Raw genomic sequence first — 26,112 nt, 5'->3', positions numbered from 1 at the left:
ATCTCGGCAGGCGCGATGCGTGGATTTAGAGATGGAGTGTCCTTTGGGCGTCCGATGGGACCACGGCGCTCCAGTTGATGAGGATTTGGATTGAATAACAATGAAACGACACGCCGAAGCTTTCTGTTCGGCACCGGCGGACTGGCCCTGACGGCCCTGGCAGGATGTACCACCACGCCGCGCGAGACGGTGGAAACACGCCCCGGAGTCGATCCTTATTATGCTGAGGTCTACGGACCAAAGCCAGATGAGCAGTTCCCGCTGCCGGCGATCCCGTACCAGAAAATCGATCCGCAATTTTACCGCCAGATGGTCGAGAACCCGACCGGCGAACGGCCAGGAACCATCGTTGTCGACACGGCGAACCACTTCCTCTACCTCACCTATGAAAACAACCAGGCGATGCGTTATGGTGTGGGCCTGGGGCGTGCCGGCTTCGAATGGGCGGGCAGGGGTGTCATCCAGTATAAGCGCCAATGGCCGCGCTGGACGCCGCCCGATGAGATGATCGCGCGCCAGCCGGAACTTGCGCCTTACAGCTCCGCAAATGGCGGCATGGCTCCGGGTCTGATGAACCCATTGGGAGCACGTGCGCTTTATATCTTCAAGGACGGCCGCGATACGATCTACCGACTGCACGGTTCGCCGGAATGGTGGACGATCGGCAAATCCGTTTCGTCCGGCTGCGTCCGCCTGATGAACCAGGATATTGTCGACCTCTATAATCGTGTGCCTGACGGCACCCCGATTGTCGTAACGTCGCTTGCTCCGCCGTCACAAGTGATGGCTGGTGCGCCTGCGCCTCAGATCGTTGCTGGTTTGCCGGGTACTTACTAAGTGAAAAGAGCGTCGCCGTGTCAGGCAGGCGGCGCTTCCCATTCCACGCAGATGCGTGTTCCGGAATGCGCCTGAACGCTGCTTTGCTCGACCGTCGCCTTCAGGCTCTGGGCCATGGCAGAGATGAGCTTTGTGCCAAGCCCGGTGCCTTGCGGCTTCGGCTTGCTTCCCATCCCCACACCGTCATCTTCGACGGTCAACTGTAGTTTGCCCTCGCGGATCTTGAGCGAGATGCGAATATCGCCATCACTGGTGGGGTAGGCGTATTTCAACGAGTTCGTCGTAAGTTCGGTCACGATCACGCCGAGTGCCACCGCCTGGTCGGGTGCCGCGCTGATCGTCTCCATGTCCGTCTTGATGCGAATGCGCTCATTGTCCGGGCCGGATTTTGCCAGCTCGTTGATGATGGAAGAGAGATAAGCGTCAAGATCCACCACACCCATATTGTCCGCGGTATAAAGACTGCGATGGACGCCGGCGATGGCCGAAATTCGGTTCTGCGTTTCCGATAGAACGGTGCGCGCCTCTTCGCTGGAGGCCGCGATCATCTGCATGCGGATCATTGCCGAGACCAGCGAAAGGCTGTTGGCGATGCGATGGTTCATCTCTTTTGCCATCAGCTCGGCGCGTTCCTTGGCGCGCACGAGAAGACGCTCTGCCTCTTCCTTCTCCTTGCGAAGCTGGAAATTGGCGCAGACCTGCTCGATGGAGGTCAGAAGCAGTGGGAAGAAATCGTCGGCGACCGTCTTGATGACGTAGTCCGCAGCGCCCGCCTTCAATGCGTCGATGGCGATCTGTGCCTCGCTTGCGCCGGTGACATAAAGAACGGGCGTATCGCGGCTGCGGTCGCCGATGGCATTGAGGAATTGCAGGCCGGTGCCGGTGACAAAATAATGGTCCAGCACCACGGCGTCGAATGTCCCGGCATTGAATTTCTCAAGCCCAAGGACGACGGACGGTGCATGGTCGACCTGAACGCCGTGCCGACCCAGCACGCGTGTAGCGAGCCGCGCGACAGTGGGATCATCATCGACATAAAGTATATGCACCGCGTTTACGCCTTTATGGAACCTGTATCACCGAGAAGAAGAGGCCGAGGTTTCTGATCGCGGTGGCAAAGCCTTCGTAATCGACCGGCTTGGTGATATAGACGTTTGCACCGAGATCGTAGCACTTCTGGATTTCAGTCTCGTCGTCCGTCGTCGTCAACACGACCACAGGCAGACGCTTGGTATGCTCGTTGCTCTTGATCTGCTCCAATATCCTGATTCCGGACATGTCGGGAAGATTAAGGTCAAGAAGAACGAGAATGTAGCGGTCCTTGCTGACGAGGCCATCGCGGTTCGGTCCGAGAATGTAGTCCAGCGCCTTGTTGCCAAGCGTGAAGGGCACGATCTCGTTGTTGACGCCGGCGCGCCGAACGTTCTTCTCTATCAGGCGGGCATGCCCTTCATCGTCTTCGATCATGACGATCGTGACTTCCTGGCCGGTTATTTTCATGTGTCGTTACCTCGTGTGATTTTCCGCAGATCAGTCGGCAAGGTCAGATGGAATGTGCTTCCTTTGCCAAGTTCCGAGGCGACGGTAATGTCCCCGCCTAAATTTCTTATTAGCGAACGGACGTGTGCGAGTCCAATGCCCTCGCCCTGCTGGTCCTGATCGCCAGCGCGCCTGAAGAGTTCGAAGATCCGCTCCAGGTCTTCTTCCGCAATACCACGTCCGTTATCGGTAATGTCGAGCCGCACGATACCACGTCCCTGTGGCAGGATGCGCGCTGAAATGTGCAGCGGACGACCTTTCATCTGATACTTGACTGCGTTGTCGAAGAGATTGCCGAGAATCTGATCGAGCGAGATCCTGTCGCTGATGACGGTGAAGGGCTGCACATTGACGTCGATCTCGCCGTCCACTGCAGAGACCTGGTGCTGAACGCTTGCGCCCGCTACCGCCAAAAGCTCTTTCAGATCGACCTTCTCCGCCTGCAGCTTGCGGCGGCCATCGCGGGAAATCTTCAGGATGGCATTGATCAGCTGGTCCATCTTGCGGGTGGACGAGCGAATGAAACCGATTGCTTCCGGCAGGTCTTCCTTAACAGCCAGCCGCGCGTCTCTGATCTCGTTTTCCGAGAGTGTGGCACCATCGGCCAGCACATAGCTTTCGATAGGTTTCAGCGAGGCTTCAAACTCAGACAGAAAGCCCATAATGTTGACGAGCGGCGCACGCAGGTCGTGTGTCACGATATAGGCGAAGCGCTGTATTTCCTGATTGGCGCGTATCAAGTCACGGGTGCGCTCGTTAACGCGTTCTTCGAGGCCACGATTGAGCGAATCGACCTCCTCGCGAGAGCGCATCAGTTCGCCGACGTATTTCGCGATCAGAAAAAGAGCGCCACCCACAACCGCGATGATAGCGATAGCGCCGCCGATCGTCACCCAGCGAAGATTGTCCGCCGCTTGCAACTGATCGTTGACAATGACGCGCAGCCGATCATCCGTCACATCCTGAAACTCATCCAGCGTGTTGCGGATCTCTTGCATGTAGATGAGGCCTGTATCGGCGCGGACGATATCGATCGCCTCATCGATCCGTCCTGCATTCACAAGATCAATCGTGCGACCGATTTCGGCGATCTTGGCATCGATGGCAGTCTGAAGAACAGGGAGCTTTCCAGTATAGATCGGCTTGTTCTGAACGCTGGCCACAAGCCGCTCACGCTTTTCCGCCAGCGTCTGCAAGGCTTCCCTATATGGAGCGAGATAATCTTCCCTGCGGGTCAACAGATAACCGCGCTGACCGGTCTCCGCGTCCTGAACGGTGGTGAGTACGTCCAAAATTGCCGAGCGGATTCGGCGGAGATCTGCGGTCTCACGGGAATAGTTATCGTTCTTTTCAACGAGCCACAGTGATGCCCCGACCATTCCGATCAACAGGGCTATTCCGAGCCCCAGCATGACCAGGGTTCGCCTGACAAAAGGAGAGAGTTTGACCAATGACGTCCCCACATCTCAATCGGCACAGTTGCCCGGCATGTCGCAATGCGCAGTTGAAAACGACCTATGCCTATCCTGTTGTTTATGCAAGTTCATGCAGTCTTACCAGCGGGATAGTACGGTTTCGCACAAAAGACTTTGACTGACGTTAGAGTAGTGGAACCAAAATTCCGGGTCCGATGTTGTTGCTGCAAAGCTATACAGTTCTGGAGACCCCGATGAAACGGTTCGCAGCAGGCGCCGCAGCGCTCTTCCTATCGTCAACGACGACTGCCGTTCTGGCGCAAACCTACGAAGTCAGCAGCATCGCACCGGCCAAGAAAGTCTCATCGAACAGTGGTGTCGCGAAGAAGCCAAAACTGGCAAAGCGAGCGAAAACTGCCGTGGCTGCTAAAACGGACGTTGCTCCAAATGCTGAGGATCCTCAAGCTGAGAGCCCTGCTACTTACATCGTTGATGTGTCAGGAAAGCGCGTGCGCCTTATCGGGCCACGTTTTTATCCTGACAATTCCAACGAGGTGGAGTTGGCGGGGCGCAAAGACGCCTTGATCAGGGAAGCAGCCCTGATGAACACTTCCCTTTCGACGGCGTCGCGATAGGGTGCTCGCTGCCAACCATGTTACACATAAGTACAGCGGTTTTGTGATACTGGCATGCGATAAAACAAGGACCTGAAGCGTATAAGTGGATCTGAAAGATCGCGACACGCTTCATGCGAAGGGATGGCCTTGCATCCACTTGGGGAAATATATGACGGATAGCAGGGGAAGCGGGTGGATCAGGCCTGACGATGACGAGTCGCAAAAGGCCACGTTTCCAGAATTATTCTTCGATCTCGTTTTCGTTTTCGCGCTGATCCAGCTTTCCTATACCTTGACGGAAGACTTTGGCGCGACAGCAATCTACGAGGCCGCCATCCTCATTCTTGCGCTGTGGTGGCTGTGGGTGCACATCACCTGGCTCACCAATCTGCTGAACACCGATAAAGGGCCTGTCAGGATGTTCCTGTTCGGCCTCATGTTTGCCGGGGTCTTGCTCGCCATCGCCTTGCCCAAGGCGTTCGAGAGCCAGGGGATCATCTTTGCCTCGATCTATACGGTGATGCAGCTCTCCCGCTCGCTCTTCGGTCTTTATGTTTTCCACGGTGTCGACCACGGCAACTCCAAGACTTTCGGCAGGATCACCGTCTGGCTGGTGGTATCCAGCTTTTTCTGGATTGCCGGCGGGCTGACCGATAGCTTGACCTATCGCTTGATCCTGTGGACGGTCGCAATCGCCATCGAATATATCGGGCCGCTCGTGCGGTACCATGTTCCTGGCATACGCGCCCATGACGATGAGCAGATTCTTCTTTCGGGCGAGCACCTTGCGGAGAGATGTGCGCTGTTCGTCATCATCTGCCTTGGTGAAACGATCCTCACGACAGGCAAGACGGCGACGGAATATATGAATTCCGGCCTGACTTTCGTGGTGTTCTGTGCGGCCTTCCTCAGCACCGTCATCATGTGGTGGATATATTTTCACCATGGGCAGGAGCAAGCCTCGGAAAAAGCCGAGGAGACGGCCGAGCCGGAGAAAATTGTACAGAACCTCTTCAACTACGGCCATCTGCCCATCGTCGCAGGTATCATCCTAACGGCTGTCGGCGAGGACTTCAGTCTTTCAAACAGCCACGATCCCGCGACGCTCAGAGAGTCGCTTGCGATCATGGGCGGGCCGATCCTGTTTTTACTCGGCAATATCGGCGTTAAGGTTGCTGCATCCCATGTGAGGCCGGTGTCGCACTTCGTCGGCGTTGGGGTGTTGGTGGCACTCCTCCTCGTCCCAGACGTGCCGCTCTATGGCCTGCAGATTGCCAGTGCAACCGTCCTGCTGCTCGTTGCGATCTGGGAGTATGTGGCGCTTCGTAAAAATGCCGAGGCGATGGGGTAGGCCGGAGTACGATGCCAAACAACCGGTCGCGGCTCAAAGACTCTGGCGCCGTCTTCTCTCGACAAATTACGACTTGCCGAGAGCGTCGGCAGCGCCCATCGCGCTGCCATGAAGAACGGTTCTAAATAGCGCCTATCATAGCCTTACCGCATCGAAACTCCTGAAGTCGCCACTATCGATAAAGGCTTCTATCATGGCTCTGTAAGGATTTATATCGATCCTGTTTTGAGCGAGCCACTCCTGATTGTAGTACGTTGCGGCGTATCGGTCACCACTGTCGCATATCAGCGATACGAGCGAACCCTCCCGTCCTTCCTTCATCATCGCTGCCGCAATCCAGCACACACCGAAGAAATTGGTGCCGGTGGAGCCGCCGACGCGCCGAAAAAGGCGCTCTGAGAGGACATGCATGGCGGCGATCGATGCCGCGTCCGGGATTTTGATCATGTGATCGATGACGCCGGGAATGAAGGAGGGCTCGACGCGCGGGCGGCCCACGCCCTCGATGCGTGACGGTGTCGAGCAGGTGACGTTACGGTCTCCCGACATATAGGATTGGTAAAAGGCCGAGTGCTCCACGTCCACCACGCATAGTCGGGTCGGAAGATTGCGATAGCGGATGTAGCGTCCGATCGTGGCGGAGGTGCCCCCGGTGCCGGCATTCATCACCACCCATGAGGGCTCCGGATGCTCTTCGCTCTGCATCTGGTCGAAGATGGATTCGGCGATATTGTTGTTGCCGCGCCAATCCGTTGCACGTTCGGCATAGGTGAACTGGTCGAGATAATGGCCCTGCGCTTCCGCAGCCAGCTTCTCCGCAACGGTGTAGACTTCGGCAGGACTATCGACGAAATGGCAGCGACCGCCGAAGCGCTCGATGGCCTCCACCTTCTGGCGGCTGGTGGAGTGCGGCATGACGGCGATGAAGGGCAGGTCGAGCAGATGCGCGAAATAGGCCTCGCTGACAGCGGTGGAGCCGGACGAGGCTTCTACCAGCGTCGTTCCCTGGCGGATCTTTCCGTTGCAGATGCCATATAGGAACAATGAGCGGGCGAGGCGATGCTTGAGGCTGCCGGTCGGGTGCGTCGACTCGTCTTTCAGATAAATCGATATGCCGCGCAGACCGTTGAAAACGGGTTTGACGAGATGAGTATCTGCCGAACGACGACCGTCGCCTTGCAGAATGCCGATGGCGCGACGCGCCCATTCACGGTCTTCGCATGCCGGCAGCGGGGTGATGGGAGGTGTGGACAGACACTCATGCATGGCAGTTGAGCTCCATCTGGCCCGACCGGCTTGATGTGCGCGATGCCTCGTTCAAATATTTTATCGAAGCGACAGTTTCCATAAAAATTTGCTCCCATGAATAGATATGGAAGAAGAATGTTCCATGGAATCGTCCTATCTTAGAACGATGGTTTTGCAAAGTGGGTGGAGGCCAGCAGCGCGCACCGCAACGCCAAAATTTAGCGCCGCGTGATCGGATTGGCCTTCCAGAGCCGTCTCAGATGGCGATAGCGTTAGGCCGTGCCGTCCACCAGAACAAAGGGCTGTCCCCTCGAGCATGTTTCAATGCGCGCATCCACCCGATAAATATCGCGCAGCATGGCAGGCGTGATGACATCTTCGGTCGCGCCACTCACCACCATCTGGCCGCCGGCAATCACGAGGGTATTTTCGCAGTAGCGCAGCGCATGGTTCAGATCATGAAGCGCAATCAACACGATCATGCCCTCGCGACGGGCGAGGCTTGAGATGAAGTCCAGCACTTCCACTTGCCGATGAAGATCGAGCGCCGAGGTTGGTTCGTCCATCAAAAGCACTTCCGGCTTGCGGACCAGTGCCTGGGCAAGCGACACGAGCTGACGCTGGCCACCGGACAGTTCGCCAAGTCCGCGGAAGGACAGGTTGTCGATGTTGAGCGCCTTCAGGATCGCGTCGATCTCGGCAAGTTCGTCGTCGCGAACTTTCCAGCCGCTTCCCTGCTTGGCAGAAAGCAGGATGGATTCGTAAACCGTGAGCACCGCATTGGCGCCGGTGTCCTGCGGCATATAGCAGATGGTCTTCGGCCCTTGCTCCGTTTGAGATAGCGTCACCACGCCGGGGCCGGAAATCAGGCTGGCAATGCGCTTGAAGAGCGTGGATTTTCCGGCTGCGTTCGGGCCGATGACAGCCGTGACGCTCCCTGCGCGGAGCATATCCATAGTGACATTGGAAAGAACGGTCGTGCGTCCGTATTTCGCGCCGACATCCTGTAGAGCCAAGGCTACCATGCGCGTCTCCTGTTGGAAAAGATCAGGATGAAGAAGAAGGGCACACCAACAAGAGCCGTAATCACCCCGATTGGCAGAACGGCGCCGGGGATCAGCATCTTGCTGACGACGGAGGTGACAGAGAGAAGAAGCGCGCCGCAGATGACCGAGCCGGGCAGGAAGAAACGCTGGTCCTCACCCACCACCATGCGGGCAATATGCGGGCCGACGAGACCAACGAAGCCGATCGTGCCGACAAAGGACACCGGAATGGCGGCCAGCAGGCTGACGGTCAGCATGGTCTGGAGGCGCAGGCGACGGACGTTGACGCCCATGCTCGCAGCCTTGTCATCGCCAAGGCGGAGCGCCGTCAAAGCCCACGCGTTCTTCATGAAGAGCGGTACGGTCAGCACGAGAATGGCGGCGGTGACATAGACCTTCGCCCATGTCGCCTTGGTGAGGCTGCCCATGGTCCAGAAGACGACCGCTGCTAGCGCCTGTTCGGAGGCGAGATATTCCAGAAGCGAAAGGGCCGCATTGAAGGTGAAGACCAGTGCGATGCCGAGAAGCACGATGGTCTCGACGCTGACGCCGCGCATGGTGGACGCAAAGTGAATGAAGAGGGCGGCCAGCATCGCCATCAGGAAGGCGTTGATCGGTACCATATACTCCACCGCGCCTGGGAAGATTGCAATGCCGCCGACGAGCGCCAAAGCAGCGCCAAAACTTGCCGCTGCCGAGATGCCAAGCGTGAAGGGGCTGGCCAAAGGGTTCGAGAGGATGGTCTGCATCTGCGCGCCCGCGACAGAAAGCGAGGCGCCGACGGTGACTGCCATCAGGGCAATCGGCATGCGAATGTCCCAGATCACCACGCGGAGCTGGTTGGCAACCGCCGCCGGATCGAAGATGGCGCTTACCACGTCTGAAAGCGTGTAACGCGCAGGCCCCAGCGCCATGTCGGTCGCAATGCTGAGGCACAAAGCCAGAAGAAGACCGACAAGGATCAGTATGCGGCGGCCGGCAAGGGCGCGGTATTGATGCCCTCCGGTCGTCTCCACGGGCGTTTGGGTGACGGAAGCCATTTTAGTTCACGCCTTTTTCGAGGGAAACGAAGTAGCCGGGCTTGTAGCTGACGGGTAAGAATTGCTTGTGGAAGTCCGCGAAATTCTTCTCCGGATCGAGATCGGCAAAGAGATCGGGATGAAACCACTTGGCAAATTGCTGGATGGGGAAGAACTCGTAAGGGGCGCCGTAGAACTGGTGCCAGACGGCGTGGACATTGCCTTGCTTGACTGCCGTCAGTTCAGGAAACGGCGTGCGGGTCATCAGCTTAGCGAGACGCTCCCGCGCCAGTTTCATATCGGCGCCGCGGCCAACAGGCACGAACTGGTTGATATCGGATTCCGCTGCCCAGTTGGAACCCGTAACGATGATGTGGGCTGGATCGGAGACGACGAGTTGCTCTGGGTTGAGATCGCCGAAGGTGGTCTTGATCACGTCAGACGCAATATTGTGGCCACCGGCCTCCTCAACCATCGCGCCGAAATTGACCGGGCCGAAGGTGCGGCAGCAGGTGTTTTCGCCGGAGATACCCGGGGCGCGCTCTATGAAGACACCAGGACGTTTCAGATCCTTCACGGTCGCCAGCTTATCGGTCACCAGAGCGATCTGCTGGCGGCGATAGGCCATGAATTCGTCTGCGCGCTGCTCGGCACCGAAAATTTGTCCAAGGGCGCGGATCGAACGTTCGGTGTTCTTGTCCGGGTCGAGCCGGAAATCGAGATAGACAACCTTGATGCCGGCAGCGGCGGCCTTCTCTTCGAAGCCGCTTTCCTTTGCGCTTTGCTCGGCCTCCAGGTTCAGCGTGATCACATCCGGGGACAGTGCAATAGCGGCTTCCAGGCTGAACCCGCCTTGCGGCAGATAGCCGAAGCGGGGCAGATCCTTGATCTGCGGAAAGCGCTCGACATAGGCCGTGTAGCTATCCGGGTCCTTCTTGATGAGATCGTCCCGCCAGCCGACAACCGTGTCAAACGTTTTGTCGCCCTTAAGCGCCGCGACGACGTGAACCTGCCGGGCTTCGCCGAGGATCACCCGCTTTGCAGGCAGATCCATCTCGACGGTACGACCGGCCGCGTCGACGATCTGCGCCGACAAGGCCGGTGAGGAGAGCGTCGCAAAGAGTATGGTTGCAATGGTGCCAAGCGTTTTGAAAATCATGGGATGACCCTCTTTTAAAAACAGCATGGCGAGGCGGAGAGAGGCCGCCTCGCTTCGTTCGTTTCTGGCCTGGTTCGGGCCATTGTCTTCTCTGTTTTACGTGTCGTTTTTCAGAGAGACGAAGTAGCCGGGCTTGTATTCGAGCGGCAGGAAACGCTCGTGCAGTTCCTTGAAGGTCGCCTCAGGATCGAGGTCCTTGAAGAGATCGGGATGCAGCCACTTGGCAATCTCCTGGATCGCGACAAACTGATAGGGGTTGTTGTAGAACTGGTGCCAAATGGCGTGAACATTGCCGTTCTCGACCGCCTTGACGCCGGTAAAGCCAGGGCGCTTCGTCAGAGCTTCCAGCTTGCGGCGCGCTTCCTTTAAGTCCGCACCGTAACCGACGCCGACCCAATTGCCGCCGGGCACATAAGCGTCCCACTTGCCACCGGTGATGATGATCTGGTCTGGATTGGAGGCAATGATCTGCTCGGGATTGACCGTGCCGAAGGTGCCGGGAATGATGCCCTTGGCCATGTTGATGCCACCGGCGATCTCGACCATCTTGCCGAAATTCTCATTGCCGAAAGACATGCAGCAATCGTCCGAATATCCGCCGGCGCGCTCGACGAAGACGACGGGCTTCTTCGGGTTTTCCTTCTCGAGAACGTCGGTGACGCGCTTGATGCTGTCGGAGCGGAACTTGATGAAGTCTTCCGCGACCGCTTCCTTGCCCATCAGCTTGCCCATAAGACGCATGCTCGGCTCGGTGTTCTCCATCGGCTTTTCGCGGAAGTCGACATAGACCAGCGGAATGCCGACCTTGCCGAGCTTCTCGATATAGCCGGCTTCCTCCGTTGCCGTCTTGGCATCGATATTCATCAGGATGACGTCGGGCTTCAACGCAACCGCCTGTTCGATATCGAAGGTGCCGTCCTTCATGCCACCGAACTTCGGCAGCTTGGCGATATCCGGATACTTCGCCAGATAGGCCTCATAGGTTTCCGGATCAGCTTTCGGCAGATCATCGCGCCAACCGACGACGTGTTCGAAGGGGTTGTTCTTGTCCAGAGCGGCGAGAAAATAGATTTGGCGGCCTTCGCCGAGAATGACGTGCTTGACCGGCACATTGACCTCGACATCGCGTCCCGTGACGTCTTTGACCGTCACTTTTTCAGCAAAAGCCGGCCATACGGTCGAAACCAGAAGGCCCATTGCAAGAACTGCGGATCTGCCTGTAATGCGCATTGAAATAGCTCTCCAATAAAACTTTTGGCGCTTTAAGATTTTATGATTGCGTTCGTCAAGTTTTATCTTTTAGAGCAATTCTCAACTGCAATTGTGAAGGTCGGCCAGCATGGACAGCGCAAATGATTATGGAAGCAACTTTGGTCTGAAGGACGAGATCAAGGCTTATTGGTCCGCTCGCGCTGCGACCTTCGATCTTTCACCCGGACATGAAATCTTTTCCGAGGATGAACGCGCCGCCTGGCATCGCCTTGTGCTGAAGCATCTGGGGCCGGGTGAGGGGAGGCTGGCGCTCGATCTCGCAAGCGGCACGGGGGTCGTCTCCCACCTGATGGACGATCTCGGCTTCCGCGTGACTGGCCTCGACTGGGCAGAGCCCATGCTGGAGCGGGCAAAGGCCAAGGCGAAAAGCCGAAACCGAAAGATTGCCTTTCGTATGGGCGATGCCGAAAACACCATGGAGCCGGACGCAAGCTATGATGTGGTGATCAACCGCCATCTGGTCTGGACCCTGGTCGATCCAAAGGCCGCCTTCTGTGAATGGATGCGGGTTTTGAAACCCAGCGGGCAGGTGCTGATCGTCGATGGCGATTTCGTCAATGTCAGCCGCATGGAGAAGGTCCTGAAAGACCTGGCGAACTGGCTGCAAAGGCGCGGGCTTCTCAAGGCCGAAGCGGTGCACATGCCGCCGGATATGGCCGGCACGCATAACAGCATTCTATCCCGCGTCTATTTTTCCAAAGGTGCCCGTGCCGAGGCGGTGGCAGCATTGCTGCGCGATGCCGGCTTCGAGGACGTGACGATCGACACCGATCTTCGCGACGTTCACAAGAGCCAGGCAAGGAACTGGAATGTCCTGAAGGCTGCGGCCCGTGGCATTCAGCACCGCTACGCGATCTGTGCGCGCAAGCCGGGATAAAAAAGCCCCGGATTTCTCCGAGGCGTGAGGGTCGTGTAATCAGCCGGCCTTGGCCATAGCCTTGGCAGCCATGCGGGCGCGGATCGATTCCACATCTGCCTTGGGCGTGGCCGCAAACAATGTGCGGGTGTAGCTGTGTTTGGGGTCGGAGAAGACCTCGTCGCGGGTGCCATATTCGACCGCTTCACCGAAATACATCACCATGACTTCGTCGGCGATGTACTTCACCACCGACAGGTCGTGGCTGATGAAGACATAGGTCAGACCGAACTCGTCCTGAAGGTCGGCAAGCAGGTTCAGCACCTGTGCCTGGACCGAGAGATCGAGCGCGGAAACCGGCTCGTCCAGTACGAGAAGCTTCGGATTGAGCATCAGTGCACGCGCAATGGCGATACGCTGGCGCTGTCCGCCGGAGAACATGTGCGGATAGCGGTTGTAGTGCTCGGGGCCGAGGCCAACGCGCACCAGCATGTCGGTCGCCTTTTCGCGGCGCTCGGCGGCGGACATTTTGGTGTTGATCAGCAGCGATTCACCCAGCACGTCGCCAATCTTCTGGCGCGGGTTGAGTGAGCCATAGGGATTCTGGAACACGATCTGCACCTTCTGGCGCATGTCCGCCGTCAGGTGGCCGGGACGTGTGTCCATCTTCTCGCCATCGATGAAAAGTTCACCGGATGTGGGCTCGTCGATGAAGGTCAGCATGCGGGCAAGGGTAGACTTGCCGCAGCCGCTTTCGCCGACGATTGCAAGCGTCTTGCCTGTCTCCAGCTTGAAGGACACGCCCTTGACGGCATGCACCGTCTTGCTCTGCTTCAGAAAGCCGCCAGGGATATGATAATCCCGCTTCATGTCGCGGACTTCGAGCATGATCTTGTTGTCGCTCATGCCGTTTCTCCCCCAATGCTTGCGGCTGGCGTCGGTGTGCCATCGAAGAACTGCGATACGGTCGTCAGACGATCGCCCGTCGCGTTCTCCGGCAGCGCTGCCAGAAGTGCCTTGGTATAGTTGCTCTTCGGGTTTTCAAACAGAGTGAGCACGTCGGCCTCCTCCATCTTGCGACCCTTATACTGAACCACGACGCGGTCGGCCGTTTCCGCCACCACGCCCATGTCATGGGTGATCATGATCAGGCCCATGCCGGTTTCGGCCTGCAGGCGCATGATGAGATCGAGGATCTGCTTCTGGATCGTTACGTCGAGCGCGGTGGTCGGCTCGTCGGCGATCAGGAGCTTCGGATTGCAGGCAATCGCGATCGCGATCATCACACGCTGGCACTGACCGCCAGACATCTGGTGCGGATAATGCTTCAACCGCTCTTCCGGATCCGGCAGACCGACGAGCTTGAAGAGTTCGATCGCGCGTGCGCGACGTGCCTTCTTGTCGAGGCCCATATGGATTCGCAGAACTTCCTCGATCTGGAAACCAACCGTGAAGCACGGATTGAGGCTTGCAACCGGTTCCTGGAAGATCATGGCGACATCCTTGCCGATCAGCTTGCGGCGTTCGGATGCGCTGAGATTCTGGATATCCTTGCCCTGGAAGAGCATGCGGTCGGCGGTAATGCGTGCCGTCCAAGGTAAGAGGCCCATAACGGCCAGCATGGAGACGGACTTGCCGGAGCCGGACTCGCCGACGATGGCAAGCACTTCACCCGGATCGACCGAGATCGACACGCCATCCACGGCGCGGAACCATCCATTGGCGGTTTCGAACTCGACGGTGAGATTATCGATTTGCAGAAGTGCCATATCAGGACCTCTTCAGTTTCGGGTCGAGCGCATCTCGCAGACCGTCGCCCATCAGGTTGATGGCAAGAACGGTGATGAGGATGGCAAGACCTGGGAAAGTGACGACCCACCATGCGCGCAGAATGAATTCACGCGCTTCGGCAAGCATGGTGCCCCATTCGGGTGCGGGCGGCTGCGCGCCCATGCCGAGGAAGCCAAGAGCGGCTGCATCGAGAATGGCGTTCGAGAAGGAGAGCGTTGCCTGGACGATCAGTGGGGCTGTGCAGTTCGGCAGGATGGTGCGGAACATCAGACGCAGAGGACCGGCACCCGCAAGGCGCGAGGCGGTCACATAGTCCTTGCTCTTTTCCGCCATCACCGCAGCACGGGTCAGGCGCACGAAGTGCGGCTGAAGAACGAGCGCAATCGCGATCATGCCGTTGGTCAAGCCCGGTCCCAGAATGGCGACGAGAACGAGCGCCAGAAGCAGCGACGGGAATGCCAGAATGATGTCCATCAAACGCATGATGGCGGTGTCGAGCCAGCCGCGATAATAGCCCGCGAGAACGCCGATGACGACGCCGGTGGTCAAGGACAGCGTGGTGACGAAGACACCGATGAACAGCGAATACTGCGCGCCGTAGATGAGGCGGGACAGAATATCGCGGCCGACCGGGTCGGTGCCGAGCAGATAGGTCAGGCGTCCCCCTTCGACCCAGGCGGGCGGCAGAAGGACAGCGTCACGATACTGTTCAAATGGCGAGTGCGGCGCGATGAAGTGTGCGAAGACGGCAATGATCACGAGCGCGAGGAAAACATAAAGGCCGATGACGGCACCCTTGTTTTCCGAGAAATAGAACCAGAATTCCTTGAGCATCTGCTTGCGCATGGCGGCAGAGGAAACCGGTGCAGCGGTTTTGGTAATGGCGGTATCGGCCATGAAACGGTCCTCCCTTTAGTGCCGGATGCGCGGGTTGATCAGGCCATAGAGGAGGTCAACGATGAGGTTGACGACCATGATGATGCCTGCAATCAACAGCAGACCACCCTGAATGACCGGGTAATCGCGGCGGAAGACGGAATCGACCATCCACTTGCCGATGCCCGGCCAGGAGAAGATCGTTTCGGTGAGGATGGCACCTGCCAGCATGACGCCGACTTGGAGACCGATGGTGGTGATGACTGGGATCATGGCGTTGCGCAGCGCATGGATGCCGATCACCCGGAAGGGAGACAGGCCCTTGGCGCGTGCGGTGCGCACATAGTCTTCCGACAGTACTTCCAGCATGGCCGAGCGCGTCTGGCGCGCAATGACGGCGAGCGGAATGGTGGCAAGCACGATCGACGGCAGCGCCAGATGGCTAAGCGCCGAGGCGAAGGCCCCCTTCTGCCCGGAGAGCAGCGAGTCGATCAGCATGAAGCCGGTGACCGGCGGGAAGTAGAACATCAGTGAGATGCGCCCCGAAACCGGCGTCCATTGCAGAATTCCGGAAAACAGGATGATCAGCAGCAGGCCCCACCAGAAGATCGGCATGGAATAGCCGACGAGCGCGATACCCATCAGGCCCTGATCGAAGACCGAGCCACGCTTGATGGCCGCAATCACACCTGCCGGAATGCCGATGCAGATAGCCAGGATGATGGCGCAGAAGGAGAGTTCGACCGTTGCCGGGAAGAGTGCGAAGAACTGATCGATGATCGGCGACTTGGACACGATGGAAGTGCCGAAATCCCCTGTCAGGATGCCCTTCAGATAGTCGAAATACTGGATTACCAGCGGACGATCGAGACCGAGCGCTGCGCTGATCTGCGCATGACGCTCTGGCGACATGACGCGTTCGCCGGACAGCAGTGCGACCGGATCGCCCGGCAGAAGCCGGATGAACAGGAACGCGATAATAGAAACCCCGATGAATGTCGGGATGAGCACGGCAATACGCCGCACGAGAAAGCCAATCATGAGAAACCTTCGATCTGTTCCTTGAGGAACCTATGCTTTGGCACGAGGCAGTTTCGCCTGCTTATTGGTATGTTATGAGTGCCGCATAAAGGAACTGCCGCGCACCTTCGAAAAGATGCGCGGCATGTCTTGTTTGGGTGCAGCGATTACTCGGTGATGTCGACGTTTTCGAACGTGAAGTCACCCAGCGGGCTCTGGACAAAGCCCGTAACTTCCTTGCGCATCGGAACGATGGACAGGGAGTGGTCGAGCGTGGCCCAAGGTGCTTCCTTCTTGAAGACAACCTGAGCTTCTTCGTAGAGCTTGGTGCGCTCGGCCTGATCGGTCGTAACCTTGGCCTTCTTCACCAGATCGTTGAATTCCTTGTTGCACCACTGCGCACGGTTGTTACCGCCAACAGCTTCGCAGCCGAGCAGCGTGTCAAGGAAGTTGTCCGGATCGCCATTGTCGCCGGTCCAGCCGAGCATGACGGCGCCGTCACGGTCCTTGGCCTTGGAGCGGTCGAGATATTCGGCCCACTCGTAGGAGACGATTTCAACCTTGACGCCGATCTTGGCGAAATCATCCTGGATGATTTCAGCCGCGCGACGGGCGTTCAGCATGTAAGGACGCGAAACAGGCATTGCCCAGACCTTCATGGAAAGGTCCTTCACGCCGGCATCTGCGAGCATCTTCTTGGCAGCGTCGAGATCGTAGGTATCGTCTTCGATCTTGTCGTTATAGGACCACATGGTCGGCGGCAGCGGGTTCTTGGCAGGTGTTGCCATGCCCTGGAAGACAGCGTCGACAATGGCCTTCTTGTTGATGGCCTTGTTCAGCGCCTTGCGCACTTCGACCTTGTCGAACGGAGCCTGGGTGGTGTTGTAGGCGAGGTAGGCAACGTTAAGGCCTTCCTGCTCCATGACCTTGAGGTTCGAGTCCGACTTCATGGACTGAACGTCAGCAGCGTTCGGGTAAGGCATCAGGTGGCATTCACCAGCCTTGAGCTTCTGGTAGCGAACGGCAGCGTCCGTGGTGATGGCGAAAACCAGATCGTCGATCTTCGGCGCGCCGCCCCAATAATCCTTGTTGGCCTTGTAGCGGATGACGGCATCCTGCTGGTAGCCGACGAATGTGAACGGACCAGTGCCGACCGGCTTCTGGTTCAGTTCGGCCTGCTTGCCTTCGGCAGCGAGCTTGTCGGTGTATTCCTTCGAAACGATCGAAGCGAAAGGCATTGCGAGGTTTGCGAGGAAAGGAGCTTCCGGGCGGTTCAGCGTGAACTTGACCGTCATGTCGTCGACTTTTTCGACCGACTTGATCAGTTCGGGGAAACCCATGCCGGCTGCATATTCCCAGGACGTGCCCGGAACATACTGGTGCCATGGATTGTCGGTCTTGATCTGGCGCTCGATGGAGAAAACAACGTCATCGGCATTCAGGTCGCGGGTGGGCGTGAAGAAGTCTGTGGTCTGGAACTTGACTCCAGGACGCAGCTTGAAGGTGTACTCCTTGCCGTCCTTGGAAACTTCCCAGCTCTCGGCGAGACCTGGAATCGGCTTCGTGGTGCCCTTTTCGAATTCCAGCAGGCGGCTGTAAACGGTGTGTGCAGCGGCGTCGAAGGTGGTGCCGGCGGTGTAGAGGCCCGGATCGAAGCCTTCAGGAGAACCTTCGGAGCAGTAGACGAAGGTTTTCGCGCTTGCGACATTCGCGAAGCACGTCGCCGAAAGCAGAGCGGCGGCGATGATGCCAAATTTGTATCTCATATGTGAGCTCCCAATTTTTTGTAACCGGCTCGCTTGTCCCGCGAATGCCGACTGATCGTCGTTATAAGAAAGTCTTTACATACTCAAGCGAACACTGAAACGATTCATATGATTTTTGATCAAATATTCAACTTACCGCGATCTGATACTATTTTAGGCGAAATCATTAGAATGTTATGATCGTCGAATTGCTCAAATGCGATATATCCTTCTATCGCCGTGAGGAGCGGGCATACGAAAGCGCCCCGCGAGATGCAGGGCGCATGGGGTGGATTACGATGGTTCAGTCGTTGATTGCGCCGACGAACCTCAAGCCGCAGAGATCTTATCGCCGACGAAGCGCCAGTTCACGAGGTTTTCCAGCACGGCCTTGATATGGGCGGGCTTACGGTTCTCGTAATCGACGTAATAGGCGTGTTCCCAGATATCGATGCCGAGATAGGCCGGGCGACCGACGGCCACAGGATTGTTGGCATCTTCATATCCGACCAGCGCAAGCTTGTTGGAGTCATCTCTGGTGAGCCAAACCCAGCCGGTGCCGAAGACCTCATCGGAAGCCGCGACGGCCTTTTCGATGAACTTGTCATAACCGCCGAATGCGGCGTTGATTTCATCGGCCGTTTTTCCCTCTGGCCTGTTTGGGCCGCCTGGTACGAACTGGTCCCAGTAGAAAATGTGGTTCCACGCCTGCGCGGCGTTGTTGAAAATCTTCTTGTCTGCCGCCTTGCCGTAGGACGCCGTTACGATCTCTTCCAGCTTCATGTCCGCATAGGGCGTGCCCTTCGAAAGCGTGTTGAGCTTGTCGAAATAGGCCTTGTGGTGCTTGCCGTAATGAAGGCCCACCGTCCTTGCCGAGATATGCGGCGCCAGCGCGTCCTCCTTGAAGGGAAGTGCGGGCTGCTCGAAAGGAGCTGCGGCACGGCCGATGGACGGCGTTGAAAGAACCGTTGCGGCAGCCGAGGCGGCGCCGGCTGCGAGGACTGCGCGTCTGGTCAATATCATGGCGGTTCGAAGCTCCTGGTGATTAAAGGTTGAGAACGGATAACCACAGCAACTGCAAAAGGTTTCCCGCACTGGCTTCGTTTAAGACGTTCTCCCGAAGTTGTTATCGCGATCGAGACTCGCTGCGAAGGATCTCCAGCGGTCGGCGTCGCCCCTGCGCAATTTTTAGCGGCGCAGGCGACATTCAGGGTTGCACGAAATTCTGGAGCGGTTAGCTTGTCCGCGGTTGTGCGGCGGAGGCTTGGTCCGTTCAACTGTATCGATACAGGAGGAAGTCAGAGATGAAGACGATCAAGGGTCCCGGTTTGTTTCTGGGTCAGTTCGCGGGAGATGCCGCACCCTTCAACAGCTGGGACGCGATCACCAAATGGGCCGCTGAAAAAGGGTATGTCGGCGTTCAGGTGCCGACATGGGCGAGCCAGTTGATCGACCTCAAGAAGGCAGCGGAATCCAAGGATTATTGCGACGAATTTGCTGGCGTTGCGCGCCAGAACGGTGTCGAAGTGACCGAGCTTTCAACCCATCTTCAGGGTCAGCTCGTCGCGGTTCACCCCGCCTATGACGAAGCCTTCGACGGTTTTGCAGCACCGGAAGTGCGCGGCAATCCCAAGGCACGGCAGGAATGGGCGGTCGATCAGGTCAAGCTCGCCTTGAAAGCATCGCGCAATCTCGGCATCGATGCACACGCGACATTCTCGGGCGCTCTTGCCTGGCCCTTCATCTACCCGTGGCCGCAACGTCCTGCAGGCCTGGTGGAAACGGCATTCGACGAACTTGCTAAACGCTGGACGCCGATCCTGAACTTTGCCGATGAGCAGGGTGTCGATGTCTGCTACGAAATTCATCCAGGCGAAGACCTGCATGATGGCGTGACCTTCGAAATGTTCCTGGAGCGTGTGAAGAACCACAGCCGCGCCAACATGCTCTACGATCCCTCGCACTACGTGCTTCAGTGCCTGGATTATCTCGACAATATCGACATCTACAAAGACCGCATCAAGATGTTCCACGTCAAGGATGCCGAGTTCAACCCGACGGGACGCCAGGGCGTCTATGGCGGCTATCAGGGTTGGGTCAACCGCGCGGGCCGCTTCCGCTCGCTTGGCGACGGCCAGGTCGATTTTGGCGCCGTCTTCTCCAAGATGGCGGCCAATGATTTCGATGGCTGGGCCGTCGTCGAATGGGAATGCGCCTTGAAGCATCCTGAAGACGGCGCGCGCGAAGGCGCTGAATTCGTCAAGGCACACATCATCCGCGTGACGGAGAAGGCCTTCGACGATTTCGCCTCCAGCGGCACGGATGATGCGGCCAACCGGCGCATGCTCGGCCTGTAATAGAACGATTGCGAGGACTGAAAACTATGGCAATTGAAGGAAAGACGACCGACAAGGCGTCCAAGCGTATTCGCCTCGGTATGGTCGGCGGTGGCAGCGGCGCGTTCATCGGCGGCGTTCACCGCATGGCGGCGCGTCTCGACAACCGGTTCGAATTGGTGGCAGGCGCATTGTCGTCCACGCCGGAGAAGTCGAAGGCGTCCGGTCTAGAACTGGGGCTCGATGAGGACCGCTGCTACGGCTCCTATGAGGAAATGGCGGAAAAGGAATCGGCACGCGAAGATGGCATCGACGCCGTCGCAATCGTCACGCCGAACCATGTTCACTATCCGGCCGCAAAGGCCTTTCTGGAGCGCGGTATCCACGTCATTTGCGACAAGCCGCTGACTTCCAACCTCGAAGATGCCAAGAAGCTGAAAGAGGTTGCCGACAAGGCGGATGCGCTGTTCGTGCTCACCCACAATTATACCGGCTACCCCATGGTCCGCCATGCACGGGAGCTGGTGGAAAGTGGTGTGCTCGGCGATATTCGTCTGGTTCAGATGGAATATCCGCAGGATTGGCTGGCCGAGCCGATCGAACAGACCGGCGCCAAGCAGGCGGTCTGGAGAACGGACCCGGCGCAGTCGGGTGCAGGCGGTTCGACGGGTGACATCGGCACCCATGCCTACAATCTCGGCTGCTTCATTTCGGGTTTGGAGTTGGATGAGCTTGCGGCCGACGTGCACACCTTTGTCGAAGGGCGGCGCTTGGATGACAACGCTCACGTCATGCTGCGCTTCAAGGCGAAAGACGGAACGCAGGCGGCCAAGGGTCTTTTGTGGTGCAGCCAGGTCGCCGTTGGCCATGAGAACGGCTTGAAGGTGCGCGTCTATGGCACCAAGGCTGGGCTGGAATGGACGCAGGCGGACCCGAACTATCTGTGGTTCACCAAGCTTGGGGAGCCAAAGCAACTGATTACCCGCGGTGGCGCCGGTGCCGGTGATGCGGCGTCCCGTGTCACACGCATTCCGTCGGGTCACCCGGAAGGTTACCTAGAAGCCTTCGCGACGATCTATTCGGAAGCGGCCAATGCCATCGATGCGCGCCGCAATGGTTCTGACCTCGACACGGCCGTCATCTATCCAACCGTGGATGATGGTGTGAAAGGCGTTGCCTTTGTCGAGGCGTGTATTCGCTCGTCCAAGGACAACGGCAACTGGGTCAAGCTTTAACACAAACAAACCGCCGTGCGATTGTCTCGCACGGCGGTTTAGTGAATTCCTATCGCAGCTTTCAGGCTGCGCCCGCTGGATCGCCGATCGACAGAAGTGCGGGATTGAGTGTCGGATCGTTCGGGTTTTTCGTATCGCCCGGATCCTTGACGGGTGGCATGGGCGGCTTCTCCTGAACTCGGTCCGGAATGCCTGGTGTCGATGTTGGACCACGCGGGCTGTCGATCGTGGACTCGTCCAATGGATCACGGTTTGGCATGGTGAGCCTCCTTTGTTGTTGTTCGCTAGGTAAACAGCAGGCCGCCCTGTTGGTTCCGATCTTGCTCCCGACGCCTGGCTCTCCGCACCCGGCACTGAAGCATCAGATCGCGAATAGCGATCGCAATTCGTCGTTAACCTCCTGTTATCCATGCCGTTAAAGTTTTAGCTAAATTCTAACCAAGTTTCTTTTTCCGCCATACCTTCGCGCTTATGTTGACCATAACAGCAATCAGACAGGCACTGTCTTTGGTGGCTTTCGGAATGACGTCTCCCGCGGGGAGACTTAAGGACTTGGTATGGAGTTGATGATGTCCAATAAATTCAGATCTTACGCTGTTGCCATTGCGGCAATGGTGGCTGCCAGCCCGGTTGTTGCTGCAGACCTCACCTCGTCCTACGAGGCGCCTCCGACCTATAACGAGCCTGCGAGCTCTTCCTGGACGGGTGCTTATGCCGGTGGCCATATTGGCGCTGCCATGCCAAGCGCAAACCCTTTCCGTGACGGCAAGGGCTTGGCGCTGGGCGTTCAGGGTGGCTACAATTATGACCTTGGCGGTGCTGTCGTCGGTGGCGAACTCGAAGCAACCCATCTCGGCGATACCCGCGTCTCCGTTCCGAACGGAAATCTGCGCGAGCGCTGGCGCGTTGCGGCAAAGGCCAAGGCTGGCGTCAAGATGGACGAAACTCTCATCTACGGCACGGCTGGTCTGACGGTTACGAGCCTTCGCGACGGCGACAATGTTGTCGGCCCTGATGGCATGAAGGAAGGCTATTTGCTTGGTGCTGGTATCGAGCACAAATTCAATCAGCAGATTTCAGGCAAGGTCGAGTACAACTATGTTGCGACCAACGACGTGCGGACATTCTCTGGCGCCACCACATCGCGGACTGATATCAGCGACAACGTCGTCAAGGGTGGTTTGAACTATCACTTTTGACATGTTTGGCAGGATTTGAAACTGCCAACGCGGTTCTTGGAAGGCGGGCAAAACGAGCCCGCCTTACTTGGAGCGGCACTCTGTACGTACACCAGAAGCGGTGGCGAAGGTGTTGTCCGAAGCGTGATAGGATGGATAGCGGGTCGCGCACCAACGAATGTGTTGAACTTCTTCCGCTGAAAGAAGAAGGTCGCCACTGCCCTTCGTTGCGCCGCCATTGCTAAACGCCGAGACGGAAGCGTTCGTGGCCTCTTCGGCAGAAGCTTCGTTTACATAGGCGGGGTTAATGACGCTCAGGGCGAACGATGGGCCGCTTGCAGCGCACAGGAAGGCTGCTGCTAAAAAAATTACGGATTTTGCTTTTCCTGATCTTGACATTTTGGAAGTTCCTTTTCCGTATCTCGAAAAAGCAACGTAGCAAGACGGCCTTTGGTTCCGCTTATTAACGAAGTCTTAGATTTATCGTGCCGATGATGGCCGATTGCCGATGCGCGCAACCCTGATGATTCGCGCTGCGGACGTCCTCTTCCGTCTCGCTAATTCTCTGTCCCTTCCCGAACAACATCGGCTCAGCATCTCCCCTCACGCGTGTGCCTTGTTACACCCACACAGGCTTTGGGATCTTCTGGGGCGGGCAGGATGCAATACTGGCAGAGATCGCTACATCCTCGTCGCCCATAAAAAGACGTCGATCGCGGTTCCCGTCTGGAACGGCAGGCGGCACCTTGGCGTTTTGCGGCGATGAAACAAAGCTGCCGCAATCTCATCTTCATCCTTGGCGATCAATTGTCCCACTCCGTCTCCAGCCTGGAGGGTGCCGATCCGGATCAGGACATGATCCTGATGTGCGAGGTGCAGGAAGAGACCACCTATGTGCGCCATCACTGCAAGAAGATCATCCTGATCCTTTCGGCCATGCGCCACTTCGCCGAAGATTTGCGCGGCAAGGGATTCGATGTTCGCTACACCAAACTCGATGATAAGGCGAACACGGGGAGCTTCACCGAAGAGCTGAAGCGCGCCGTCAAAGAGATCAAGCCAGAGAAGGTCATCGTCACCGAGCCGGGCGAATTTCGGGTGTTGCAGGCGATGTCGAGCTGGGAAAAGTCCCTGAGCATTCCCGTAGACATACGCGCCGACAGCCGTTTTCTCTGTTCGAAGGAGGAGTTCGGGGCGTGGGTTGAGGGGCGGCGCGAGTTGAGGATGGAGTTCTTCTATCGTGACATGCGACGAAAGACCTCTCTTCTCATGGAAGGCGACAAGCCCGTGGGCGGTCGCTGGAACTTCGATGCCGAAAACCGCAAGCCGGCAAAGCCCGATCTCTTTCGCGCTTCTCATCCGCAGTTTACGCCCGACAAGACAACGCGCGACGTGATGAAATTGATCGATGAACGTTTTGCCGAGCATATGGGGGAGTCGAAGGGCTTCGCATTTGCGGTCACGCAGAAGGATGCGGAGCGCGCCGCAGATTCGTTCATCGAGCATTTCCTGCCGAGCTTCGGTGAAACGCAGGACGCCATGCTCTCCAGCGATCCGTTCCTCAATCATTCGCTCCTGTCCTTTTACATCAATCTGGGCCTTCTTGATCCGCTCGACATCTGCCGAAGGGCAGAACGCGCCTATCTGGAAGGCGATGCGCCGATCAACGCGGTCGAGGGCTTCATTCGCCAGATCATTGGCTGGCGGGAATATATGCGTGGCATCTACTGGCACTTCATGCCGGACTATGCGGATCGCAACTTTTTTGACGCGTCGCGACCGCTTCCATCCTTCTTTTGGGACGGCAAGACCGAGATGAACTGCCTTTCGACCGTCATTGGTGAAACCATTGATCACGCCTATGCCCATCACATTCAGCGGCTGATGGTCACCGGCAATTTTGCGCTTCTTGCGGGCCTTGATCCCCATGCGGTGCATGAATGGTATCTCGAAGTCTACGCCGATGCCTTCGAATGGGTAGAGATGCCGAATGTCATCGGTATGAGCCAGTTCGCCGATGGCGGATTGCTTGGATCCAAACCTTATGCGGCAAGTGGTGCTTACATTTCGCGCATGTCCGACTATTGCGAAAACTGCCGCTACGATGTGCGCAAGAAGACCGAAGAGGGGGCCTGCCCCTTCAATTCGCTATATTGGGATTTCCTTAATCGGAACAAAAAGAAGCTCGACGGCAACCGCCGTCTGGCCCAGGCTTACGCGACCTGGGGCCGGATGAAGGACGAACAGCGCAAGGATTATAAAAATGCCGCGCGCCAGTTTCTGAAAAAGCTCGATGATGCAGAGCCTGTTTAGGAGTTTCTCGCAATGATGATATCACTCGCCAAGGGATATCGCGCGCTCGTGATCGGCTCCAGCGGTGGGATCGGCTCGGCAGTTGCGAAATTGCTCCAGGCTGACGAGAGATGCGCAGAGGTCGTCGGTCTTTCGCGCTCCGGCGACGGCCTGGATATTACCGACGAGACGAGCGTTCACGACGCCCTCGGCAGACTTGACGGAGAGTTTCAGCTCATCTTCTGCGCCACCGGCGCGCTAACGATCGACGGCGTTGGCCCGGAAAAGGCACTGAAGCAGCTTTCTGCCGACGCTATGATGAAACAGTTTGCGCTGAATGCGCTCGGTCCCGCGCTGGTGTTGAAACACGTCGCGTCGAAACTGCCGAGACGAGACCGCGGGCTGATGGCGTTTCTGTCGGCAAGGGTCGGTTCGATCGGTGACAATCATCTTGGCGGGTGGGTATCCTATCGCGCCTCGAAGGCAGCGTTGAACCAGATTATCCGAACCGCCTCCGTCGAACTTGGTCGCACTCACCCGCAGTCGGTCTTGGCAGCACTGCATCCTGGCACCGTGGCAACCTCGCTCAGTGATGACTATGCCGGTGGCCGCGATCGATTTCGACCGGAGGAGAGCGCGACCAGGATGCTTTCCGTTCTGGATGGACTTCAGCCGGCGCAAAGCGGAAGCTTCCATGCCTATGACGGTTCGAGCATCGAATGGTAGGCCGTGGGAAGGTTGAGGCCATGCGCGGACGACATCGCTGTCATGACTTGCTTCGCCGGTCCCGCAACCCTACCTCTGTTTCACTAATCCGATCAAACAATGCGTGTTGCTAAAGCATCTGCAAAGGCAGGTGCGGAGCAAAGACGCGCGCGGAGGTAAATCGATGCAATCAGCACCCAAAAGCTTACCGGAGATGAATGTCGGCGAGCGGCACGCCATGATGAATACTGTGAGCGAAGCGCTTTTCGATGCGGCCGAACATGCTTCAGAGGAGGGCGATGTGCGGCTGGCAGAAAATTTCCGCGCCATGGCTGCGATGATCGAAGGTGAAAGCGGGGAAAGGTCATCGGATAACCTCAGGCCGCTTGAGCTTATTCTGACGCAAGCACTGACACTCCTGCAACTCTACATGGACAAGGCAACCGGAAACCGGGTACTTCACTGAACGGATTTCACCGCGCCCGCAAATCCGATAGTTGCCAGACTCTCAACAACCGCATAGACCTCTGCTGTGGCGTTAAGCATATAAGAAATTCTGCATACAGCTTCGTGCC

At 57.5% G+C, this 26,112-nt stretch carries 26 protein-coding genes; 10 read left to right on the top strand and 16 right to left on the bottom strand.

The features are described 5' to 3' along the window. The first annotated feature begins 90 nt into the window (after positions 1-90). Positions 91-837, top strand: a complete 747-nt coding sequence (locus tag ACTJKV_RS17090) for a L,D-transpeptidase (protein ID WP_440599122.1) — start codon at positions 91-93, stop codon at positions 835-837. 20 nt (positions 838-857) lie between these two features. On the opposite strand, the gene ACTJKV_RS17085 is transcribed toward ACTJKV_RS17090, so the two are convergent. The 3 genes from ACTJKV_RS17085 to ACTJKV_RS17075 are packed head-to-tail and all read right to left on the bottom strand — an operon-like array spanning position 858 to position 3,788. Further along, positions 858-1,886, bottom strand: a complete 1,029-nt coding sequence (locus tag ACTJKV_RS17085) for a sensor histidine kinase (protein WP_062424081.1) — start codon at positions 1,884-1,886, stop codon at positions 858-860. A gap of 13 nt (positions 1,887-1,899) precedes the next feature. Further along, positions 1,900-2,337, bottom strand: a complete 438-nt coding sequence (locus ACTJKV_RS17080) for a response regulator (RefSeq protein WP_062424082.1) — start codon at positions 2,335-2,337, stop codon at positions 1,900-1,902. After that, positions 2,334-3,788, bottom strand: coding sequence for a sensor histidine kinase (locus tag ACTJKV_RS17075; RefSeq protein ID WP_440599121.1), 1,455 nt, complete (start codon positions 3,786-3,788; stop codon positions 2,334-2,336). Before ACTJKV_RS17075 ends, ACTJKV_RS17080 begins: the two co-directional genes overlap by 4 nt. A 257-nt stretch (positions 3,789-4,045) precedes the next feature. On the opposite strand from ACTJKV_RS17075, the gene ACTJKV_RS17070 reads away from it, so the two are divergent. Together ACTJKV_RS17070 and ACTJKV_RS17065 are read left to right on the top strand one after the other, a co-directional pair. After that, entirely contained in the window at positions 4,046-4,426 is a 381-nt protein-coding gene (locus ACTJKV_RS17070; RefSeq protein WP_440599120.1) for a hypothetical protein, read from the top strand. 151 nt (positions 4,427-4,577) lie between these two features. Continuing rightward, entirely contained in the window at positions 4,578-5,759 is a 1,182-nt protein-coding gene (locus ACTJKV_RS17065) for a low temperature requirement protein A (protein WP_440599119.1), read from the top strand. Between the two features lie 135 nt (positions 5,760-5,894). Here the strand turns inward: ACTJKV_RS17065 and ACTJKV_RS17060 are convergent, their stop codons facing one another. The 5 genes from ACTJKV_RS17060 to ACTJKV_RS17040 all read right to left on the bottom strand — a co-directional run bounded on the left by ACTJKV_RS17060 (position 5,895) and on the right by ACTJKV_RS17040 (position 11,461). Beyond that, on the bottom strand, positions 5,895-7,025 hold the full coding sequence (locus ACTJKV_RS17060; RefSeq protein WP_440599118.1) for a PLP-dependent cysteine synthase family protein: 1,131 nt from the start codon (positions 7,023-7,025) through the stop codon (positions 5,895-5,897). Positions 7,026-7,279: 254 nt separating this feature from the next. After that, positions 7,280-8,032 (bottom strand): ABC transporter ATP-binding protein, encoded by a 753-nt coding sequence (locus ACTJKV_RS17055; protein ID WP_062424086.1) that lies wholly within the window; start codon positions 8,030-8,032, stop codon positions 7,280-7,282. Beyond that, positions 8,026-9,093 (bottom strand): FecCD family ABC transporter permease, encoded by a 1,068-nt coding sequence (locus tag ACTJKV_RS17050; protein ID WP_062441798.1) that lies wholly within the window; start codon positions 9,091-9,093, stop codon positions 8,026-8,028. Before ACTJKV_RS17050 ends, ACTJKV_RS17055 begins: the two co-directional genes overlap by 7 nt. Before the next feature lies 1 nt (position 9,094). Next, positions 9,095-10,231, bottom strand: coding sequence for an ABC transporter substrate-binding protein (locus ACTJKV_RS17045; protein ID WP_440599117.1), 1,137 nt, complete (start codon positions 10,229-10,231; stop codon positions 9,095-9,097). A 96-nt stretch (positions 10,232-10,327) separates the two neighbouring features. Beyond that, positions 10,328-11,461 (bottom strand): ABC transporter substrate-binding protein, encoded by a 1,134-nt coding sequence (locus ACTJKV_RS17040; RefSeq protein WP_062600074.1) that lies wholly within the window; start codon positions 11,459-11,461, stop codon positions 10,328-10,330. Positions 11,462-11,570: 109 nt separating this feature from the next. On the opposite strand from ACTJKV_RS17040, the gene ACTJKV_RS17035 reads away from it, so the two are divergent. Further along, positions 11,571-12,380, top strand: a complete 810-nt coding sequence (locus tag ACTJKV_RS17035) for a class I SAM-dependent methyltransferase (protein WP_440599116.1) — start codon at positions 11,571-11,573, stop codon at positions 12,378-12,380. A 39-nt stretch (positions 12,381-12,419) separates the two neighbouring features. Here ACTJKV_RS17035 and ACTJKV_RS17030 read toward each other — a convergent pair whose 3' ends face one another. From ACTJKV_RS17030 to ACTJKV_RS17005, 6 genes are all read right to left on the bottom strand, one after another. Continuing rightward, positions 12,420-13,265, bottom strand: a complete 846-nt coding sequence (locus ACTJKV_RS17030) for a dipeptide ABC transporter ATP-binding protein (RefSeq protein WP_162686348.1) — start codon at positions 13,263-13,265, stop codon at positions 12,420-12,422. Then, entirely contained in the window at positions 13,262-14,128 is an 867-nt protein-coding gene (locus ACTJKV_RS17025) for an ABC transporter ATP-binding protein (RefSeq protein ID WP_082447357.1), read from the bottom strand. Before ACTJKV_RS17025 ends, ACTJKV_RS17030 begins: the two co-directional genes overlap by 4 nt. Position 14,129: 1 nt before the next feature. Further along, positions 14,130-15,047, bottom strand: a complete 918-nt coding sequence (locus ACTJKV_RS17020) for an ABC transporter permease subunit (protein WP_062424092.1) — start codon at positions 15,045-15,047, stop codon at positions 14,130-14,132. A gap of 15 nt (positions 15,048-15,062) precedes the next feature. Next, entirely contained in the window at positions 15,063-16,067 is a 1,005-nt protein-coding gene (locus ACTJKV_RS17015; RefSeq protein WP_062424093.1) for an ABC transporter permease subunit, read from the bottom strand. 146 nt (positions 16,068-16,213) lie between these two features. Next, positions 16,214-17,812 (bottom strand): ABC transporter substrate-binding protein, encoded by a 1,599-nt coding sequence (locus ACTJKV_RS17010; protein WP_062424094.1) that lies wholly within the window; start codon positions 17,810-17,812, stop codon positions 16,214-16,216. Between the two features lie 309 nt (positions 17,813-18,121). Then, positions 18,122-18,814, bottom strand: a complete 693-nt coding sequence (locus tag ACTJKV_RS17005) for a superoxide dismutase (RefSeq protein ID WP_440599115.1) — start codon at positions 18,812-18,814, stop codon at positions 18,122-18,124. 281 nt (positions 18,815-19,095) lie between these two features. Here ACTJKV_RS17005 and ACTJKV_RS17000 point away from each other — a divergent pair, with 281 nt between their 5' ends. After that, on the top strand, positions 19,096-20,148 hold the full coding sequence (locus ACTJKV_RS17000) for a sugar phosphate isomerase/epimerase family protein (protein WP_062441781.1): 1,053 nt from the start codon (positions 19,096-19,098) through the stop codon (positions 20,146-20,148). Positions 20,149-20,174: 26 nt separating this feature from the next. After that, a complete protein-coding gene (locus ACTJKV_RS16995; RefSeq protein WP_440599114.1) occupies positions 20,175-21,362 on the top strand; it encodes a Gfo/Idh/MocA family protein in 1,188 nt (395 codons plus the stop codon). A gap of 61 nt (positions 21,363-21,423) precedes the next feature. Here ACTJKV_RS16995 and ACTJKV_RS16990 read toward each other — a convergent pair whose 3' ends face one another. Continuing rightward, positions 21,424-21,621, bottom strand: a complete 198-nt coding sequence (locus ACTJKV_RS16990) for a hypothetical protein (RefSeq protein WP_440599113.1) — start codon at positions 21,619-21,621, stop codon at positions 21,424-21,426. Between the two features lie 310 nt (positions 21,622-21,931). On the opposite strand from ACTJKV_RS16990, the gene ACTJKV_RS16985 reads away from it, so the two are divergent. After that, on the top strand, positions 21,932-22,561 hold the full coding sequence (locus tag ACTJKV_RS16985; RefSeq protein ID WP_440599112.1) for an outer membrane protein: 630 nt from the start codon (positions 21,932-21,934) through the stop codon (positions 22,559-22,561). A gap of 63 nt (positions 22,562-22,624) precedes the next feature. On the opposite strand, the gene ACTJKV_RS16980 is transcribed toward ACTJKV_RS16985, so the two are convergent. Continuing rightward, positions 22,625-22,939 (bottom strand): BA14K family protein, encoded by a 315-nt coding sequence (locus ACTJKV_RS16980; RefSeq protein ID WP_440599111.1) that lies wholly within the window; start codon positions 22,937-22,939, stop codon positions 22,625-22,627. A gap of 363 nt (positions 22,940-23,302) precedes the next feature. Here ACTJKV_RS16980 and ACTJKV_RS16975 point away from each other — a divergent pair, with 363 nt between their 5' ends. From ACTJKV_RS16975 to ACTJKV_RS16965, 3 genes are all read left to right on the top strand, one after another. Next, positions 23,303-24,853, top strand: coding sequence for a cryptochrome/photolyase family protein (locus ACTJKV_RS16975; RefSeq protein ID WP_440599110.1), 1,551 nt, complete (start codon positions 23,303-23,305; stop codon positions 24,851-24,853). A gap of 12 nt (positions 24,854-24,865) precedes the next feature. Beyond that, positions 24,866-25,558, top strand: a complete 693-nt coding sequence (locus tag ACTJKV_RS16970; RefSeq protein WP_440599109.1) for an SDR family NAD(P)-dependent oxidoreductase — start codon at positions 24,866-24,868, stop codon at positions 25,556-25,558. Positions 25,559-25,721: 163 nt separating this feature from the next. Then, the gene (locus ACTJKV_RS16965; protein WP_133178013.1) at positions 25,722-26,003 is read left to right on the top strand and encodes a hypothetical protein; all 282 of its coding nucleotides are present in this window, start codon (positions 25,722-25,724) and stop codon (positions 26,001-26,003) included. Positions 26,004-26,112 lie beyond the last annotated feature (109 nt).

It is taken from the genome of Agrobacterium sp. 22117, assembly GCF_052045735.1.
GTDB lineage: Bacteria > Pseudomonadota > Alphaproteobacteria > Rhizobiales > Rhizobiaceae > Agrobacterium > Agrobacterium cavarae.
This window is presented reverse-complemented; position numbering and strand designations above follow the sequence as displayed.